Below are 15,471 nucleotides of genomic sequence, written 5' to 3'. Positions count from 1 at the left end.
TAAAAAATGGTCGGTAGTTGCAAATTTATACCTGCAACCTTAAAGTTAGTAAATTGAAAAGCGCAGGTAAATGATTTTGGTCATTTTTAGGGATTGATCTTAACTTTTTTCATACTCGTCAATGGACTTTCTTATTACCCGAGTCTTTGAAAGGTTTTGGCTGTTATTTTTGTTGGTGGTGCTCAAGAAAAGAATAAAATATCCTTAACTTTTATATTCTCTTTTTAATCAAGAACTGTGGTTAATTAGTGGAAAATCAATAAATTAGATTGATTTTGAGCAGTATTAACAAATTCTTACCGTTTCATATTTTACGGCAAAGGGTAAGTATTTTTAATTTTGGCGTACTAATGATAAAAAATCCCAAGTAATAAGTAATGGGTATTATTTGGAATACTTAAATCAACAACAGGATGAAATACCTTTCAAGATTTAAATTTCTCCCCTTTTACGCTATTTCCTTACTTCCGATGTGGGCTCTATATAGGGTCTCGGATTTTATGTATTTTTTGGTATATCACGTTGTGGGCTACCGAAAAAGGGTTGTATTCAATAACTTAAGGAATTCTTTTCCCTTTAAGAGTGATGATGAAATAAAACAAATAGCCAAAGATTTTTATAGGCATTTCTGCGATATTGTTTTGGAGTCCTTCAAAAGGTTGACAATAGGGGAGAAGGCCATAAAAAAACGTTTGCTCATTAAGAATCCTGAACTCATACAGCAATATGTGAATGAGGATAGAAGTATTCTCATGTACACAGGTCATCAAGGGAATTGGGAATGGTTGGTTTTTTTGCCATTGATGTTTCCCTATAGTTCAAATACGTTTTACAAACCTATCAAAAACAAATATTTTGAGGAGTTGTTCAAAAATATGCGGGAAAGGTTTGGTGTAAATTGTGTGGAATCGGACAAGGGGTTTAGGACCATTATTGATAATCATCAAAGGAAGGTACTTACCTTAAATTGTATGATCGGCGATCAAAGTCCAACCAAAAAGAGTTCCAAATACTGGTATAATTTTTTAAATCAGGAGACTGCCTTTTTTGTCGGTGCCGATAAAATTGCCAAAAAAACAGATCAGGTAGTTCTGTTTCCGTTCTTCAAAAAATTGAAAAGGGGTTATTACGAATTGGAATTTCGGATTATAGAGGATCACCCACAAATAAGAAACAATTTTGAAATATTGGAAAAATACGCCCAACAATTGGAACAGGCCATTGTTAGTGCTCCGGAATTGTGGTTGTGGAGCCATAGACGCTGGAAATTAAAAAGGGAAAATGAAGCGGCTTTACAGGAATTGGAACATGTCTCCAATTAGGGGTACTCTTGGTTTATGACGTTCTTTATTGCTTCCTTTTCGGGTCATATTAGATTAGATGATGACTAGGGTAATGGTTTTAGTTGGAAACTCTATTTTTTGGGACCCTTATTGTTTTTCTCCTTAAATATCAAGCTAAATACATATCCAAAAACAAAACAGGATACCAATCCAAAAAAGGCATACATTAAAAAGTTTATTGTGGTGTAGTTACTTATATAGTAGATTAAAATCCCACTGAATACAAATCCGATCAGGGTGCCTTTGGCATTTGCTTTTTTTGTAAGCATGCCCAAAAGAAACATACCGCCCAGTCCACCCGTAAACAGGCCCAGGTATCTGTAGAATTCATCCCATAAGGATTTTATGTTGGAACTCGCCATCCATAATGCAAACAACACCCCTAAAATACCTGTGGTTATGGTGGCTACCCTGGCAATGCGCAGTAGGCGTAAATCGGCTATTTCGGGGCGAAAATGCTTGTAAAAGTCACTACAGAAAGCTGTGGAAACTGAATTTAGGCTACTGCTAATGCTGGACATTGCCGCGGAAAAAATACCCGCCACGAGAAGCCCGGACACCCCTGTAGGGAGTTCTTTAACAATGTACCATGGGAAAATAGAGTCGTTGTTGGTAATGGATGGGGATAGACGATCGGGCATCTCCGAATAAAATAAAAATAGCAAGGTTCCAATTCCAAAGAATATAATGGTCGCCGGCAAGGTCATAATGGCGTTGGTGTAGACTGTTTTCTGAGAATCCTTAACATTATTGCTGGTCAAATAACGCTGAACGATGGTTTGATCGGTACCTTGGGTTACCAAAGCTGAAGCCAAACCTCCGATAAATACTACCCAGAAAGTGGAATCGGTAAAATTGAGTTCCATGTTCATAATATTGAACTTATTTTTATCCGAGGCATAATCTATCATTTCACCGAGGTTGGCCTCTGTGTGGAGCATAATCCAGATGACAGCCAATACACTTCCTCCCATTAATACTACAACCTGTAATACATCGGTCCAGACTACAGCTTCAATACCACCGAAAGCGGTGTATATAATGCATAGTATACCCATGATTAATATGCAGGCCTCTACGGGTATACCGGTAACTATGGATACTGCCAATGAGGGAAGCAATAGTACAATCCCTATCCGTCCCAATTGAAATAGGATAAACGACAAACTTCCCAAGGCCCTGGCCGTATAATTAAACCTATTCTCCAAAAATTCGTATGCTGTGGTAATTCTAAGCTTGGCGAAATATGGGATAAAAATATAGGCTATAACAGGGGTAATCAATATGGCTGTCATATTGAGCATAAAATAGGACCAATCTGTGATAAAGGCTTTGGCCGGTATAGCCATAAACGTGATTGCGCTTAGCAAGGTTCCAAAAACACTTAGCCCGGACGCCCACCAAGGTATGCGTCCCCCTCCGGTAAAGTAATCTTCTGTGGAGCGCTGTTTTCTTGAAAAATATAGCCCTATGAGTACAGAAATGCATAAATAGGCTGCCAATATACCGTAATTTAAAAATCCAAAAGGATGGGCCGCATCCGCAATATGCAAACCTTGGACTTTTGGGGTTCGTATTCCAGGGGATATTTCTCCTGAAACGATTACAAAATCGTTCTGATGATGGAAGGACAATGCCGTAACCGGTATTTTGGTGTCCAGACTATCATGGATGAAGAACTTTTTAGTAATGGTATTGTAGGCCAATATGTTTTTACTAAAACCAGGATGGTTATTTAATATTTTATTTCTTGATTGAATTAAATTTTCCCGTATGGAATCATTTGTCTCTTGGGGAATTATTAAGGCATAGTTTTCCAATTGATTGAAAATTACTTCGTCTGAACCCCCATAGATCATAATGTGCATGGATCCCATTGCTTCGGCTGAAGCGCCCATTAATACCGTTGGTTCGTGGTCCAATAGCACATCGCCTTCTTCTTCCCAAGTGTTTTTATTGAGATTGTAGGATAAATAGTTACTGTGTGCTTCGGAAGGTTTTCCCTTTACTTCATTCCTTCCTCCAATGACAAATATTTTTTTTGCCTCGGAGGCTTCCTGAACTACTGCTGTATGTAGTGCTCTGGCTGCACCTGGAAAATCTGGAAGTTTTTCCCAGGAAGTTTTGGTTTCTATATTTAGACGGTAGAAGGAATTGGTGCTTTTACCATTATTTATGCCTCCAATGACATAGATATAGTCTCCGTTGATAACGGCAGCACTGTTGGATAAAGGTTCTGGCAGATCGGGGTAGTTAACTATGGTTATGTCAGATGTATTCTTATTATAGCTCAACAGAAAAACGGCAGCAGAGGTTTTTTCTATGTTGTTGCCACCAATACAGAGAATTCCATTGGGAAGATTTATGGATGCTCCGTAGGCTAAGGGGTAAGGCAGCGAAGTTTTGGCTAATTGCCATGCATTGTCATTAAGGATATAGATGGAATTGCTCCATTTTTTTTGTCCACCTTCCCATGGAAGTGCATCTGGAAAGTTGGCACCACCTGCGGCAATGATGACGCCCTCATGTACGCCACCCAACATGCCCGCATAACCTAAAGACTGTTCTTGTCCTGCTGCGGCGGGGAGATTCGGTAAATTACGGATTGAGAGTTTTAGGCTGTCCTGACCAAAATTAGATAATGTGCTTAAGAGCACTAAGGTGAAAATAGAAATCTTATGTAATATCCCCATATAAGGTAAAATTAACTTGGTCTGCAATATACTTAAAAATAAAGTATTATGTATAACATATTAATTGGATTTCTCATTTTAACGCATTTCTAGAAATTAAGGGAAGACACTTGGAAAAATATTGTTATTCGTACATATCATCAACATCCACCTCATGGAGTTCCTTTAAAAATTCGGCAATACCGTCTGTCACTGCCCTAAAGTAGTTTGCTCCATTTTCTGGGCTGGCCATTTTAGGATTTCCTACACCAGTATCCTTTGTTACTTGAGTCCATTTACGTTGTGCGGAAACCCATCCTTCCTTTAATCCTTTTATTTTGAATGTTTTGGCTTTTCCATCACCCGCCTCGTCCAAGGGTAGCACCAAATTTGGATTTAAATGCATTACGACCGCGGTTTCCAATTCGCCTGCGTGATCTCCAGGCTCTGTAAAAAATTGTGACCCATCTTTTACCTGCCACCAGTTTAATGAGCAAACAAAGATGCTAGAGTGTATAATACTTAGTTCCCTAATAATTTGTTTAAAATTGTTACCACCGTGTCCGTTTATGATGACAAGTTTTCTGATCTTATTGGCTTCCAACACCTGAACCACATCTTTTAGAAGTGCCATCTGTGTACTTGGATTCATGTTTATACATAGATCAACATCCATTTGTCCGGTATTGACCCCAAAAGGAATATTGGGCAGGACTATTACCTTGGCATCCTTGGACCAGGCCTTTTTTGCAGCTTCAATGGCAGCATTTTCTGCCAATATATTATCGGTTCCATATGGTAAATGGTAATTGTGGGCCTCCGTGGCACCCCAAGGTAATATGGCAACGGTATACTTTTGCTCCCTTACGGATTTCCAGTTGGTTTCTGCTAAAACGTAGGGTCTTGGACTTGTATTCATCTGTTTATTTTTATCGTTTTTATTTGTCGAGGCTAATTGGTTAGCCAAATGCCTGCATTATTCGGTATTTGTGATGTGAAATGTACTCCATATTTTTTAACAATATGTAATACATAAAACAATTTGTATGTAATTAACTTAAAATAGTCGTAATATTGTCATAAATTACACAAAATTGGGCAACCTATGAAGCGAATTAAATCAGGTTGTAATATAACTCTAATGGTAGTGAAGCATGAGTACATTTAAGAAGATCGAACCTTTGGAAAACCTGTCTTTGGTAGATAAGGCCGAAATTAGAATCTTGAAATTTTTTAAGGAGAACAATTTAAAGCCGGGAGATGCCATTCCAAAGGAATTGGAATTTTCCGAAGCACTTGGAGTAAGTAGGACGGTGGTAAGGGAGGCTTTATTGCGATTAAGGACATTGGGGATGGTAGATTCCAAGAAACATAGAGGGATGATACTTACCCAGCCCGATATTATTAACAACTTTGAACGAATTCTGGATCCAGCTCTTTTAGGGGAGGATATAATTCGAAATTTATTTGAATTGCGACTCATTCTCGAAATGGGTATAGCGGATTTCCTATTTGAACATAAAACGCAAAAGGATTTGGATGAATTGGAGCAAATAGTGACTTTGGAGGAGGAAACCAGTTATGAGAAAAATCGATTTTCACTAGACCGGGAAATTGCCTTTCACGGTAAGCTATATCAAATGTCCAACAACGCTACCGTTCAGAGATTTCAAAGTTTATTGTTGCCGGTTTTTGAATACGAGTACTTACAATCCTCTAGGAAGAACAATACCGAATATCAGTACTCCTCTGGTCAATTTGTGACCCATAGAATGCTGATGGATAATTTAAGGGTAGGTACCCCCGAGACCTACAGAAGTGCCATGCGCCGACATTTGGAACCACACTTTGACCATGTTCTAAAGAATGGTAAAAAGAAAACTGATTCGTAGGTCAGTCCAGCTTGGAATAAAGTAAAGGAAAAAACTTTCCTTCCATTTTTTTGCCTTTGGGAACACTTGGAACGCCAGCCAAAAGTTCATCATCTGTATTGCTTATTGTACCATCGGCAAATACATTAAGGACAAATGCCCTTCTACTTCTTTCCGACTTGTTTTCATAGGAGCCATGTACCATTAGGGGATGATGAAAGGTGGCATACCCTTTTTTTAATTCAATGGGAGTTGGCTTAAACTCCTTTTTTTGATCCTCGTTAAGATATTGCATAAGTCCATTCATGTCACCCGCAAGGGATGGCGCATCCAAAAGGCCCCATTTATGGCTTTTTGGGATATAATGTAGACATCCATTGTCTGTCGTGGCATCATCCAATCCTGTCCAGCAGGTAAGGTGTTGCATGGCTACGGTCCTTGTCCAATAAGAGTAATCCTGATGCCAAGCTACTACACCGCCATGGCGAGCAGGTTTACAAAATAATTGGTCGTGCCAAAACCTAACGGATTTGTTATCCAGTAATTGATGGGCTGCCATTATAAAGGCAGGGTTCCATAGAACATCATGTAAGCCCGGGGCAATGCGCCAATGACCTAGGGAATGGAACAAAACCGAATTTGGGTCTTGGGACTCGTTACTATGAAATTCGTAGAACAAATGATGGCCAGGATGATTCGGGTCCATTATTTCCGCCAATTCCTGATTTAACAAATCTACCTGCCAATCTTCCAAAAGCTTTATGCCGGATACATACCCAAATTCCTTAAAGTGGGCCAACTGTTCATCGGATAGTTTGTATTGCTCCCATTCCGCAGCCGATTTTGGCAGTTGGAACATGTCCGAAACAGGATGGTCATAATCGGCTAAATCTTTTATAATGGACATAGTACAGTTTATTAAATTCTATTTGCAACCAATAAATTGCCACAACTCTAATTTGGTGGGCAAACTGTTATAAATATATCCAATATTTTTCGATATGTCAATTTATTTAGACCTAATGAAATTGACGGAATGGCCTTGTAAATAATTTGTTACTATTAATTATCTATTTCTTTTTATTTTTCGGTTTTCTGTATTTGTCTTTTCCATCTGTGAGCCATTGTAACGAAAAGCTTACGAAAGGGTTTTTCTGGTAATCATCCTGTTCAAAAAACAAACCTATATCCCCGTTGTCCATTATAGTCATGGATGAGTAGGCCGATTCTCCCTTATAAATTGTTTTTCCTTCAGACCAGGTTTCGCCTTCGTCATAACTAATTCTAACCGTCATGTTAACACGTCCTTTTTCACTTTTGGCATTGGAGAACAATAACCTGTTTTTCTTGTAGCCATCCTCAATGGAGGTATAGCGAACAATACTGGCATTACAACCCGGATCGATCAAGGTGGTTTCAGGTCGAGATGCCCAACTTTTTCCCTCATCACTGGAAATATGTACGTACCTCATTTCTTCTTTATTGGCCCTGGCATTGATCATCCAATCCCCATTGGCCAACTCCATAATTTTGGATTCGTCCGCAGGACTCACAGGAGTATCTATAAAGAACCAGGATTTCCCGTGGTCCTTACTGCCAAAAACATGGAGCCCACTATTTAAGTTTACCATGCAGTGGAGTAGTGCACCCGATCGGGTCTGAATACCTCGGCCAGAGGTGATAAATTTAAAATCGTTATGCCATTCCTGCTTTGCAATCTGGGGGGTAATATCTTCCGGTTGGCTCCACGTCTTTCCGTTATCAGAACTTTTTACAACATGTAAATAGTAAACGTCCTTTTCATTATCCAAATCCATATAATTGTAGAAAAGGAAAATTTCGTTGGTAATCCCGTCCACTATCATAGAAGGATCGGAAGCCGATCTGCCTAACGGGAAATCTACTATTTTCTCTATTGCAGACCATGTTTTGCCATTATCGCTGCTTCGTCTTATCACAATATTAATATCCTTACTCCATTTTAGGTCGCCACAGGAAGGCACCCTTTCATCAATGGCAGCAATGATATCCCCATTTGGAGCGGTAGCCAAGGCGGGGATACGATAGCAGGAAACATCTGGATTCATAGAGGTGTTGAACAGATCCTGATGGTTTATTACCCCATCGGTGATCTTAAAAGTTTCTTGTTGGGCCCTACAGCCGAAGGCGACCAAAAAAAGTAGTATGAGTGTATTTTTCATGTCTATTAAATTTATGATAATTTCTATTTTATTAGTGAAACTCAATTTTGAGAAGTCAGTAAGACGCACTGAAAATTGAAAGTTGAACTAATCCCGCCTTTTTCGGCGGGATTTAGGTTCAATACCTCGACCGTTGGGTCGATTCCTATTATTGGGTTCAGGGCTTGCCCTGAGGTTTAATACCTTTTATTCCCTTATTCTCCATTCTCTCGAAGGTTTTCCAGCATTGGAGCATAGCTCTTGGCACATGGAAACATCCTTTCCATTTACCTCCTTTGAGGTTTAATAATACTTCCCCCCTTCGGTTTAAATATCCGAACCATTCCCCGTGTTCCTGGTCTGAAAAATGATTCCAACTATAGTCTTGTACTTTTGTGTACCATTGGGAAATTTTCGGATCTTGCGTCTGTTCATAGGCCTTAGAAAGGGCCGCCAAAGTCTCCAAATGCACCCACCATAATTTTTGGTCCCATTCCAATTGTTGGGGTGGGTGACCCTTGGAATCCATAAAATAAAATATTCCGCCAAATTCTTCGTCCCAGCTGTATTCCAATATTTTAATAATGGTCTCCGATGCCTTTTTTATTAGCCCCTTGTCATTTCTTCTTATGGCAATATCGATCATAAACCACATGGCTTCTATGCCATGCCCTGGATTCAATAAACGGCCGTTAAAGCTGTCTTCCAGACTGCCATCGGGCTTTACGAATTCATAAATTATACCGGATTTTTTATCCAAAAACACTTCCATAACCTCTTGAACCGAAAAATCTATGGTCCGCTCCACTTCAGTGGATTCCAATATGTCTTCCAGCTCCAGAACCAAATTGGACAAGATCATGGGCAGGGCAAAACTTTTTAACGGTCTAGCGGAGGTTCCTTTTTCGTATTTGCCCTTAGGGTTGTCCTTCTTCTTAAGAATGTTTAGATACGTTTTTTTGGCAAGTTCTTTGTATTTCTGATCTTGTGCCGCTAGACCATATTGGGCAAAAGCCATAGCCGCAAAACAGTCTGAAAAAATGTTATAGGGTTGTATCAATGGTTGTCCGTCCGCGGTTAAGGAAAAATATACATTGCCTTGGGCATCCATTCCCTTATCCCTAATAAAATCCACCCCGATTTTGGCAATTTTCAACCACTTTTCTTTTTGTTCCACCTGATTGTACAAAGTAGAGAACATCCATGCCTGTCTTCCTTGCAGCCACATAAATTTATCGGTGTCGTAAACCTTACCTTCCCTATCCAAGCAGGTAAAGTAACCTCCATTTTCAAGGTCCAAGGAATGCCTCTCCCAAAAGGGAACAATATTGTTCAGTAGGGTATCTTTGTATAGTCTACTTTGTGGTTTCATGATTCCTTTTTAGTATGTTTTTTTTTAGCTACTTATTAATTTCGGATCATTGGCTTGCATGGTCCATAATCCCTAATGCTTCCAGTGTTGTCTTAGCCTCTTCCAGTTCTTTTGGTGAAAGGGTTACATGCGGAAATCTACTTGGGCCACAATCCACACCCAATACCTTCATAAAGGATTTCGCCGCCCCGTTAAAGCCACCTTTAGCATTTAGAATATCCACGAACTTCATGGATTTTTCCTGAAGTGCTGCTGCCAATTTATGGTCGTTGTTGTGGAATGCCTCTATGATCGATAGATATAAGGGTGCTAAATGGTTATAGGTACTACCTACCCAGCCCTCTGCTCCCAGAGGAAGGCTCGCTAATAAGATCTCATCAAAACCGAACAATATATTGTAGGCGCCATTGTTGAAATCCTTGCAATATTTATAGTCTATTAGGTTATTGTTGGTAAACTTTATGCCAGCAAAGTTGGGTATTTCCTTGGAGGCCAATTCCAAAAATTCGTGCATTAGGAAATTGGCTCCCGTCAATACCGGAATGTGGTAGTAATAGAAAGGGGTGTCAGGTGCGCAGCCTGCAATTTCCTTGCAATACTCCAGCAAACTTTTTAACGAGCTAAGTCTAAAATAATAGGGGGCCAAAGCAGCTATGGCATCCACCTTATCGGAAGAATGTGTCGCTAGGTCTTTGGCTTCTTTTAAACTGTTATGTCCTACATGGTTTACCAGGAAAAAGTCGTTTGGTTTGTTCTTGGACCATTCCGTGATAATCTCCTTTCTTTCTTTAGTCGTCAAGGAAACAAAATCTCCAGTAGATCCGTTTACAAAGGCTCCCTTCACCTTATTGTTTTTTAAAAATTGGCCGTATGTGGAGATTATTTCCAAATTTATTGAGGAATCATTATGCAGTGGCGCATAAGTTGCGGCGATCAATCCGTTCATATATTTACTTTTATTATGTATTACAAAATACAATTACGTACAAAGATTTCATTCTCCCAAAATAATTTAGTCAGATCACAATAATTCGTATTGTGAATATAGTTAGTCCTGATTTTATTATCCCGATTTTGTGGATGAAGCTTAAAAAGGGTTCCAAAAGAAATGGAACCCTTTTTTCAGAAAACAACTCAATTTAAACTAACTCAATATTTTAATTATATCCTGGTGTTTGTTCCAGCAAAGGGTTTCTGCCGATCATATCAGTTGTAATGGGCAATACCAATTTAAACTCGTCGCCTGGGTTTATGAAGCTCACATTGTCAAATACATAGCTGTCCCCAGCTCTTCTTAAATCCCACCATCTTTTACCTTCGCCTATAAATTCCTTATAACGCTCATCTAAGATGGCATTTGCGTTTTCCGTTTGTGTCCCATTTGTGTAGGCGTGAATAAGAGGCACATAATTTTCTCCATATGCCCTTTCGCGGATTTGGTTGATTTCTCCTGAAGGATCCTCGCCCAATAGGTTTTTGGCTTCTGCCAATAAAAGGATTACGTCCGCATATCTGTACACTGGAACATCATTTTCAAAAATACGCTCGGACCCAACAACCTGTCCTAAAAATTTATTGAATACGGAACCGAAGTAGGCCGTTTCATTATAGGTTGGATATCCAAGTCCATCATTATCGTCCACATACAATCTTATAAAAGTTGCATCCTTACGACTGTCTTCATTATCGTCCAACAACAGTATTGTTTTTTCCGATTGTCCATATCTGTTGGCCCCGGCGATAACAAAATCGCCCATAGAACTGCCATTATCGTTAAAAGTTGGGTTAATTTCCGTACTTCTTCCTGTAAGGCTATTGTAAAAGTTGGAAGCTTCATCCTGCTTGTACTGTATGGCAAAAATAAACTCGCTATTTCCTTCATTCCCAACACCCCATAAATCGGAGATATTTGGCTCCAAGGCTAGCCCGAAGGAAGCAACCTGTTGTAAGGCCGATTTTGCTGCCTCAAAGTCTGAAGCGCCACCTCCCATTAGATTACCGGACCAAATATATACATCGCCCTTAAGTGCTAAAGTCGCAGTTTTGGACCAGAAGTTTCTATTGCCTTCCCAGAAATTGTTAGCTGATCCAAAGGTGCTCAAGGATGTTTCTATATCGGTTTTGATCTGGGCCATAACCTCTTCTTTGGATGATCTGGCTTTGCTTAGGCTTGCAGGGTCTACATCGGCAATGGGTTCCAAAATTATAGGCACCCCTCCCCAGGTCTTTAAGAGCGTGTAATAATAAAGTGCCCTTAGGCCATAGGCCTGTGCCAGGAGATGGCTTTTGTCTTCCTCGTTTACAAAGCTAACGCCAGGAGCATTGGCCAGAAAATCGTTTATACGGTGTATTCTGGTATATAAACCTGCCCAGCCACCAAAGGGGGCCGTAGCAACGGTGATGTCCGATCTTATCAAGGACTCGTTACTTGGGGATTCGAAGGTGCGGCCTCCCCAGATATCACTTCGTATTTCACCCAACAGCCATAAATCATCCGCAGAAGATCTTAAATTGGCATATAGGCCCGTATGGGCGGTTCTAGCTCCTTCTTCTGTATCCCAAAAGCCGGCTGTGGTTAATTCACTTGGGCTGGTGAGTTCCAACTCGCTTTCACAAGCACCCAATGTAAAGGCTATTAATAGTATAGAAATATATTTCTTCATCGTAGTAATTTTAAAAAGTTAGGTTTAATCCAATGGTAAGGGTCTTTGGAACAGGGAATGCTCCGTATTGCACACCACCCACTTCTGGTGTTTCCCCAGTAAAACTTTTGAAGTAATGTAGGTTACTGCCCGTAACATAAATGTTCAATCTTTTAATTACATCATTGAAATATTCTGAGGGTACATCATAACTGAAGGTTACTTCCCTTAGGGCCAAATAATCCCCTTTTTCCCAAAATTGGCTGTTACCAGCATTTACAAGGCTGGAACTATCCCCGGAGTTTGCTCCTTCATTCCCTCTCCACACATTCTTGGTCCCATTTACAAAAACAAAACGTGGCCAGTCGGTATCCGTGTTGGTGGGTGTCCATGAATCCAATACTTCTGTGGGCTGATTTAAATTACCCTGGGTTTGCCCGTAACCTTTGTTGCGTATATGGTTCCATACCAAATGGCCTGTGGCAAAATCGGTCTTTACGAACAGGTTAAAGTTTTTGTACCTCAAGCTAGTGGTTAATCCTCCCAAGAAATCTGGGGTAGTGCGACCAATAACTTTTCTGTCCAAACTGTTGATTATTCCATCGCCATTTTGATCTTTCCATTTTACATCCCCTGCAAAATGCTGATTTTTATCGCCTGGTAGGAAATCGTCCTGAATGTTACTATCGGCATCGGCTTCTGCCTGACTTGCATAGATACCCTCTTGCTCATAGGCAATAACCAAGTCGTTGCCAACACGCTGGCCTTCCTGTAAGCCACCTACCCATTCTTCTTCCCCTGTACTGGCATTCCAGATCAACTGTCCGTCCTGTCTGTTTAGGTCGTTGGCATTTTCCGGAAGTTTCTCCACGTAATTCCTGTTGGAAGTGATAGTGGCGCCAATATTCCAAGTAAGGTTTTGGTTCTGAATTATATCTCCATTGACCTGAAGTTCAAAACCTTTGTTTCTAATAGTTCCATTGTTGGTCAATATACTGCTAAAACCAGTATAGTAGGGTAGTGTAAGATTGGCTAGTTTGTCCTTTATGTCCCTGGAGTACACATCTGTGATAAACGTTAAACGATTATTGAAAAACGAAATATCCAAACCTGCGTTTAAGGTGGTCGACTTTTCCCATTGCAGACCCAAGGTAGGTAATCCCGAATTGGCATAACCTGTTTGCCCGTTGTATACACCCTGACTTCCATAAGCTCCAAAAACGCCGTAATTGCTCAACACGTCCTGATTACCGTTGACGCCATAGCTCAATCTCGGTTTTATCCTAGATATGGTATTGCTGATATCGGAATTGGCAAAGAAACTCTCATTGTGCAGGTTCCATCCCAAGGATACCCCTGGAAAAAAGTCGCTCTTGTTGTTCCCTAGTCTTGAGGAACCGTCATTTCTAAAGGTAAACCCAAATAGATATTTGTTGTCATAATCATATAATAACCTACCAAAAGCAGAGGCAATAACATATTCTGTTTCAAAGCTGTAAGGAATTCCGTTGGCTTCAGCTCCTGCATTCAATGTCTCTATCAGGTCTGTGGGAGAATTTCTCGTTCCAGCAGAAGTGGTATAATAATTATCCTTAAAGTATTCGGCCCCGATCAAGGCGTTAAAATTATGGTTGCCTAAATTCTTGGTATAGTTCAAAGTACTGGTCAGTTGATTCCTTAAGGTCCTATCCAGACCTACCGAGGCTTCCCTGCCCGTTCTTAGCGGACCGGTGGTGCTTCCTACCCTATAGGCCCTATTAAAGCTTTCGTTGTGATTGTTGATGGTAAAATGGCTTCCGTCTACAGATAGGATCAGGTTGTCCAAAATATTCCAGTCAATTCCCACTGAAGCCGATAAGCGTTGTTCCAAATTTTTTCTAACAAATTTGTCCTGATAGTATAAAGGGTTACCGAAACTCTGGTTTTGTCCAACTGCATATATGTTGGACCATGTACCGTCAGGGTTGTTGTCATAGGTCCTGGAAGTTGGGGCTTGGCTCTGAAATCGTCTGAATACGGTGTCATCGCCACCTAATGGACTTAAGCTTAGGTTGGAATGGGAGTATAAAACATTGGAGTTGACCTTTAGGTTGTCCGTAATTCTATAGGACCCGGTAAATTTTCCTGAGTACCTTTTAAAGCCCGATCCCAGAATTAAGCCATCGTTGTCCAAAAGTCCCAGTCCTAAATAGTAAGAGCCTTTTTCATTTCCGCCGTCAAAGGAAAGGTAGTGGTCCTTGGTGGCACTATTTTGGTAAATTCGATCGCCTACGGTTTTATTGTCGTAAAACAAAATGTCCTGGCTTGGATTCAAAATATCTGGGATACTGCTCCATCCTGGTTGATTTAGTAAATATTGGTTGTCGGAATTTAGGAGTTGTGTGGTGAAAGGAGAGCTAATGGCATCCCCGCCTGTTCCCATACCGTTGGCTCCATCTAAAAAAGCTCCAAAAGATCCCGGGTTGTTGACGGCCTCCCTGAACCAAGAGATCGATTGCCTGTTGTAATTTATAAAGTCGGCCGCACCAATATATTTTTGGTCATTTCTTTCCTCGTTCATACTATACTTATATTTATAGTTGATCGAGGACTTTCCTGGCTTACCGGATTTGGTCGTTACCAGGATAACTCCGTTGGCCGATCTGGCACCGTAAATAGCGGTAGCCGCAGCATCTTTTAATACTTCTATAGACTCAATATCGTCAGAGTTCAAGGCATAAAAGCTTCCTGGTATACCGTCTATTAATATTAAGGGAGACCCGGTACCGTCAAAATTGGTACCCCCGCGCAAAACTATTTGTGGAGTGGCGCCAGGCTGTCCAGTAGTGTTGGTTACCCTTAAACCGGCTATGGTACCTTGCAGTGCTGTTGCAGCATTAGATCTTGTGGAACTTTCCAGGATTTTGGTATCCAATTTGGAGACCGAGGTGGTCAGGGTAGCCCTTGTTTGAGAGCCGTAACCTGTAACAACTACTTCATCCAGTAATGCGGCGTCTTCCTGTAGGGTAACATTTATGGTGATTTGATTGCCTACCGGAATACTTTGCGAAGTAAATCCAATATAGCTAAATACCAATACATCGTTGGGACCGGCTTGGATAGTAAAGTTACCGTCAAAGTCGCTCTGACTACCTGTTGTAGTTCCTTTTACCAATACGTTTGCCCCTGGCAACGGTTGTCCCGAACCGTCTGTTATGGTTCCACTTATATTCTTTTGTTGTGCCAGCATAGGTGTGCTGACCAATAAAAGGAATAAACTAAGAACCAATGTGATGCTTAGGGTCGAGTTTTTTGTTTGAATTGAATCGGATGATGGTCCATTTCCCCTCAATCGCTTAATAAAATGTTTCATAAATAATGTGTGTTTGAGTTAACATGTCGGTTAGATTTT

General features: G+C 40.5%; 10 protein-coding genes. 2 read left to right on the top strand and 8 right to left on the bottom strand.

Annotated features, from left to right (window positions below):
- Nucleotides 1-413 precede the first annotated feature (413 nt).
- Entirely contained in the window at nucleotides 414-1,322 is a 909-nt protein-coding gene (locus H4O18_RS10230; RefSeq protein WP_187584167.1) for a lysophospholipid acyltransferase family protein, read from the top strand.
- 92 nt (nucleotides 1,323-1,414) lie between these two features.
- Here the strand turns inward: H4O18_RS10230 and H4O18_RS10225 are convergent, their stop codons facing one another.
- Entirely contained in the window at nucleotides 1,415-4,036 is a 2,622-nt protein-coding gene (locus H4O18_RS10225) for a sodium:solute symporter family protein (RefSeq protein ID WP_187584165.1), read from the bottom strand.
- A gap of 124 nt (nucleotides 4,037-4,160) precedes the next feature.
- On the bottom strand, nucleotides 4,161-4,934 hold the full coding sequence (locus tag H4O18_RS10220; RefSeq protein ID WP_187584163.1) for a creatininase family protein: 774 nt from the start codon (nucleotides 4,932-4,934) through the stop codon (nucleotides 4,161-4,163).
- Between the two features lie 235 nt (nucleotides 4,935-5,169).
- On the opposite strand from H4O18_RS10220, the gene H4O18_RS10215 reads away from it, so the two are divergent.
- Entirely contained in the window at nucleotides 5,170-5,907 is a 738-nt protein-coding gene (locus tag H4O18_RS10215; RefSeq protein WP_187584161.1) for a FadR/GntR family transcriptional regulator, read from the top strand.
- Nucleotide 5,908: 1 nt separating this feature from the next.
- Here H4O18_RS10215 and H4O18_RS10210 read toward each other — a convergent pair whose 3' ends face one another.
- From H4O18_RS10210 to H4O18_RS10185, 6 genes are all read right to left on the bottom strand, one after another.
- Complete coding sequence (locus H4O18_RS10210) at nucleotides 5,909-6,793, bottom strand: phytanoyl-CoA dioxygenase family protein (RefSeq protein ID WP_187584159.1); 885 nt, start codon at nucleotides 6,791-6,793, stop codon at nucleotides 5,909-5,911.
- Nucleotides 6,794-6,956: 163 nt separating this feature from the next.
- Nucleotides 6,957-8,087: a sialidase family protein gene (locus tag H4O18_RS10205; RefSeq protein ID WP_187584157.1), complete on the bottom strand. Its 1,131-nt coding sequence runs from the start codon at nucleotides 8,085-8,087 to the stop codon at nucleotides 6,957-6,959.
- A gap of 157 nt (nucleotides 8,088-8,244) precedes the next feature.
- Complete coding sequence (locus tag H4O18_RS10200) at nucleotides 8,245-9,438, bottom strand: n-acyl-d-glucosamine 2-epimerase (RefSeq protein WP_187584155.1); 1,194 nt, start codon at nucleotides 9,436-9,438, stop codon at nucleotides 8,245-8,247.
- Between the two features lie 46 nt (nucleotides 9,439-9,484).
- Nucleotides 9,485-10,384: a dihydrodipicolinate synthase family protein gene (locus tag H4O18_RS10195; RefSeq protein WP_187584153.1), complete on the bottom strand. Its 900-nt coding sequence runs from the start codon at nucleotides 10,382-10,384 to the stop codon at nucleotides 9,485-9,487.
- A 211-nt stretch (nucleotides 10,385-10,595) separates the two neighbouring features.
- Nucleotides 10,596-12,101, bottom strand: a complete 1,506-nt coding sequence (locus H4O18_RS10190) for a RagB/SusD family nutrient uptake outer membrane protein (RefSeq protein ID WP_187584151.1) — start codon at nucleotides 12,099-12,101, stop codon at nucleotides 10,596-10,598.
- A 10-nt stretch (nucleotides 12,102-12,111) separates the two neighbouring features.
- Nucleotides 12,112-15,432 carry a SusC/RagA family TonB-linked outer membrane protein gene (locus tag H4O18_RS10185; protein WP_187584149.1) on the bottom strand — a complete coding sequence of 1,107 codons (3,321 nt, stop codon included), beginning with the start codon at nucleotides 15,430-15,432 and terminating at the stop codon, nucleotides 12,112-12,114.
- Nucleotides 15,433-15,471: the final 39 nt, after the last annotated feature.

Origin of the sequence: Arenibacter arenosicollis, from assembly GCF_014397245.1 — a bacterium.
In the GTDB taxonomy this organism is placed as follows: Bacteria; Bacteroidota; Bacteroidia; order Flavobacteriales; family Flavobacteriaceae; genus Arenibacter; species Arenibacter arenosicollis.
The sequence above is the reverse complement of the archived record's forward strand: the minus strand, read 5'-3'. Positions and strand labels throughout refer to the sequence as shown.

Excerpts from the sequence above, each read along its gene's own strand:
- H4O18_RS10220 (WP_187584163.1), bottom strand. The coding sequence starts at position 4,934 with ATGAATACAAGTCCAAGACCCTACGTTTTAGCAGAAACCAACTGGAAA.
- H4O18_RS10205 (WP_187584157.1), bottom strand. The coding sequence starts at position 8,087 with ATGAAAAATACACTCATACTACTTTTTTTGGTCGCCTTCGGCTGTAGG.
- H4O18_RS10190 (WP_187584151.1), bottom strand. The coding sequence starts at position 12,101 with ATGAAGAAATATATTTCTATACTATTAATAGCCTTTACATTGGGTGCT.
- H4O18_RS10210 (WP_187584159.1), bottom strand. The coding sequence starts at position 6,793 with ATGTCCATTATAAAAGATTTAGCCGATTATGACCATCCTGTTTCGGAC.
- H4O18_RS10185 (WP_187584149.1), bottom strand. The coding sequence starts at position 15,432 with ATGAAACATTTTATTAAGCGATTGAGGGGAAATGGACCATCATCCGAT.
- H4O18_RS10230 (WP_187584167.1), top strand. The coding sequence starts at position 414 with ATGAAATACCTTTCAAGATTTAAATTTCTCCCCTTTTACGCTATTTCC.
- H4O18_RS10200 (WP_187584155.1), bottom strand. The coding sequence starts at position 9,438 with ATGAAACCACAAAGTAGACTATACAAAGATACCCTACTGAACAATATT.
- H4O18_RS10195 (WP_187584153.1), bottom strand. The coding sequence starts at position 10,384 with ATGAACGGATTGATCGCCGCAACTTATGCGCCACTGCATAATGATTCC.
- H4O18_RS10215 (WP_187584161.1), top strand. The coding sequence starts at position 5,170 with ATGAGTACATTTAAGAAGATCGAACCTTTGGAAAACCTGTCTTTGGTA.
- H4O18_RS10225 (WP_187584165.1), bottom strand. The coding sequence starts at position 4,036 with ATGGGGATATTACATAAGATTTCTATTTTCACCTTAGTGCTCTTAAGC.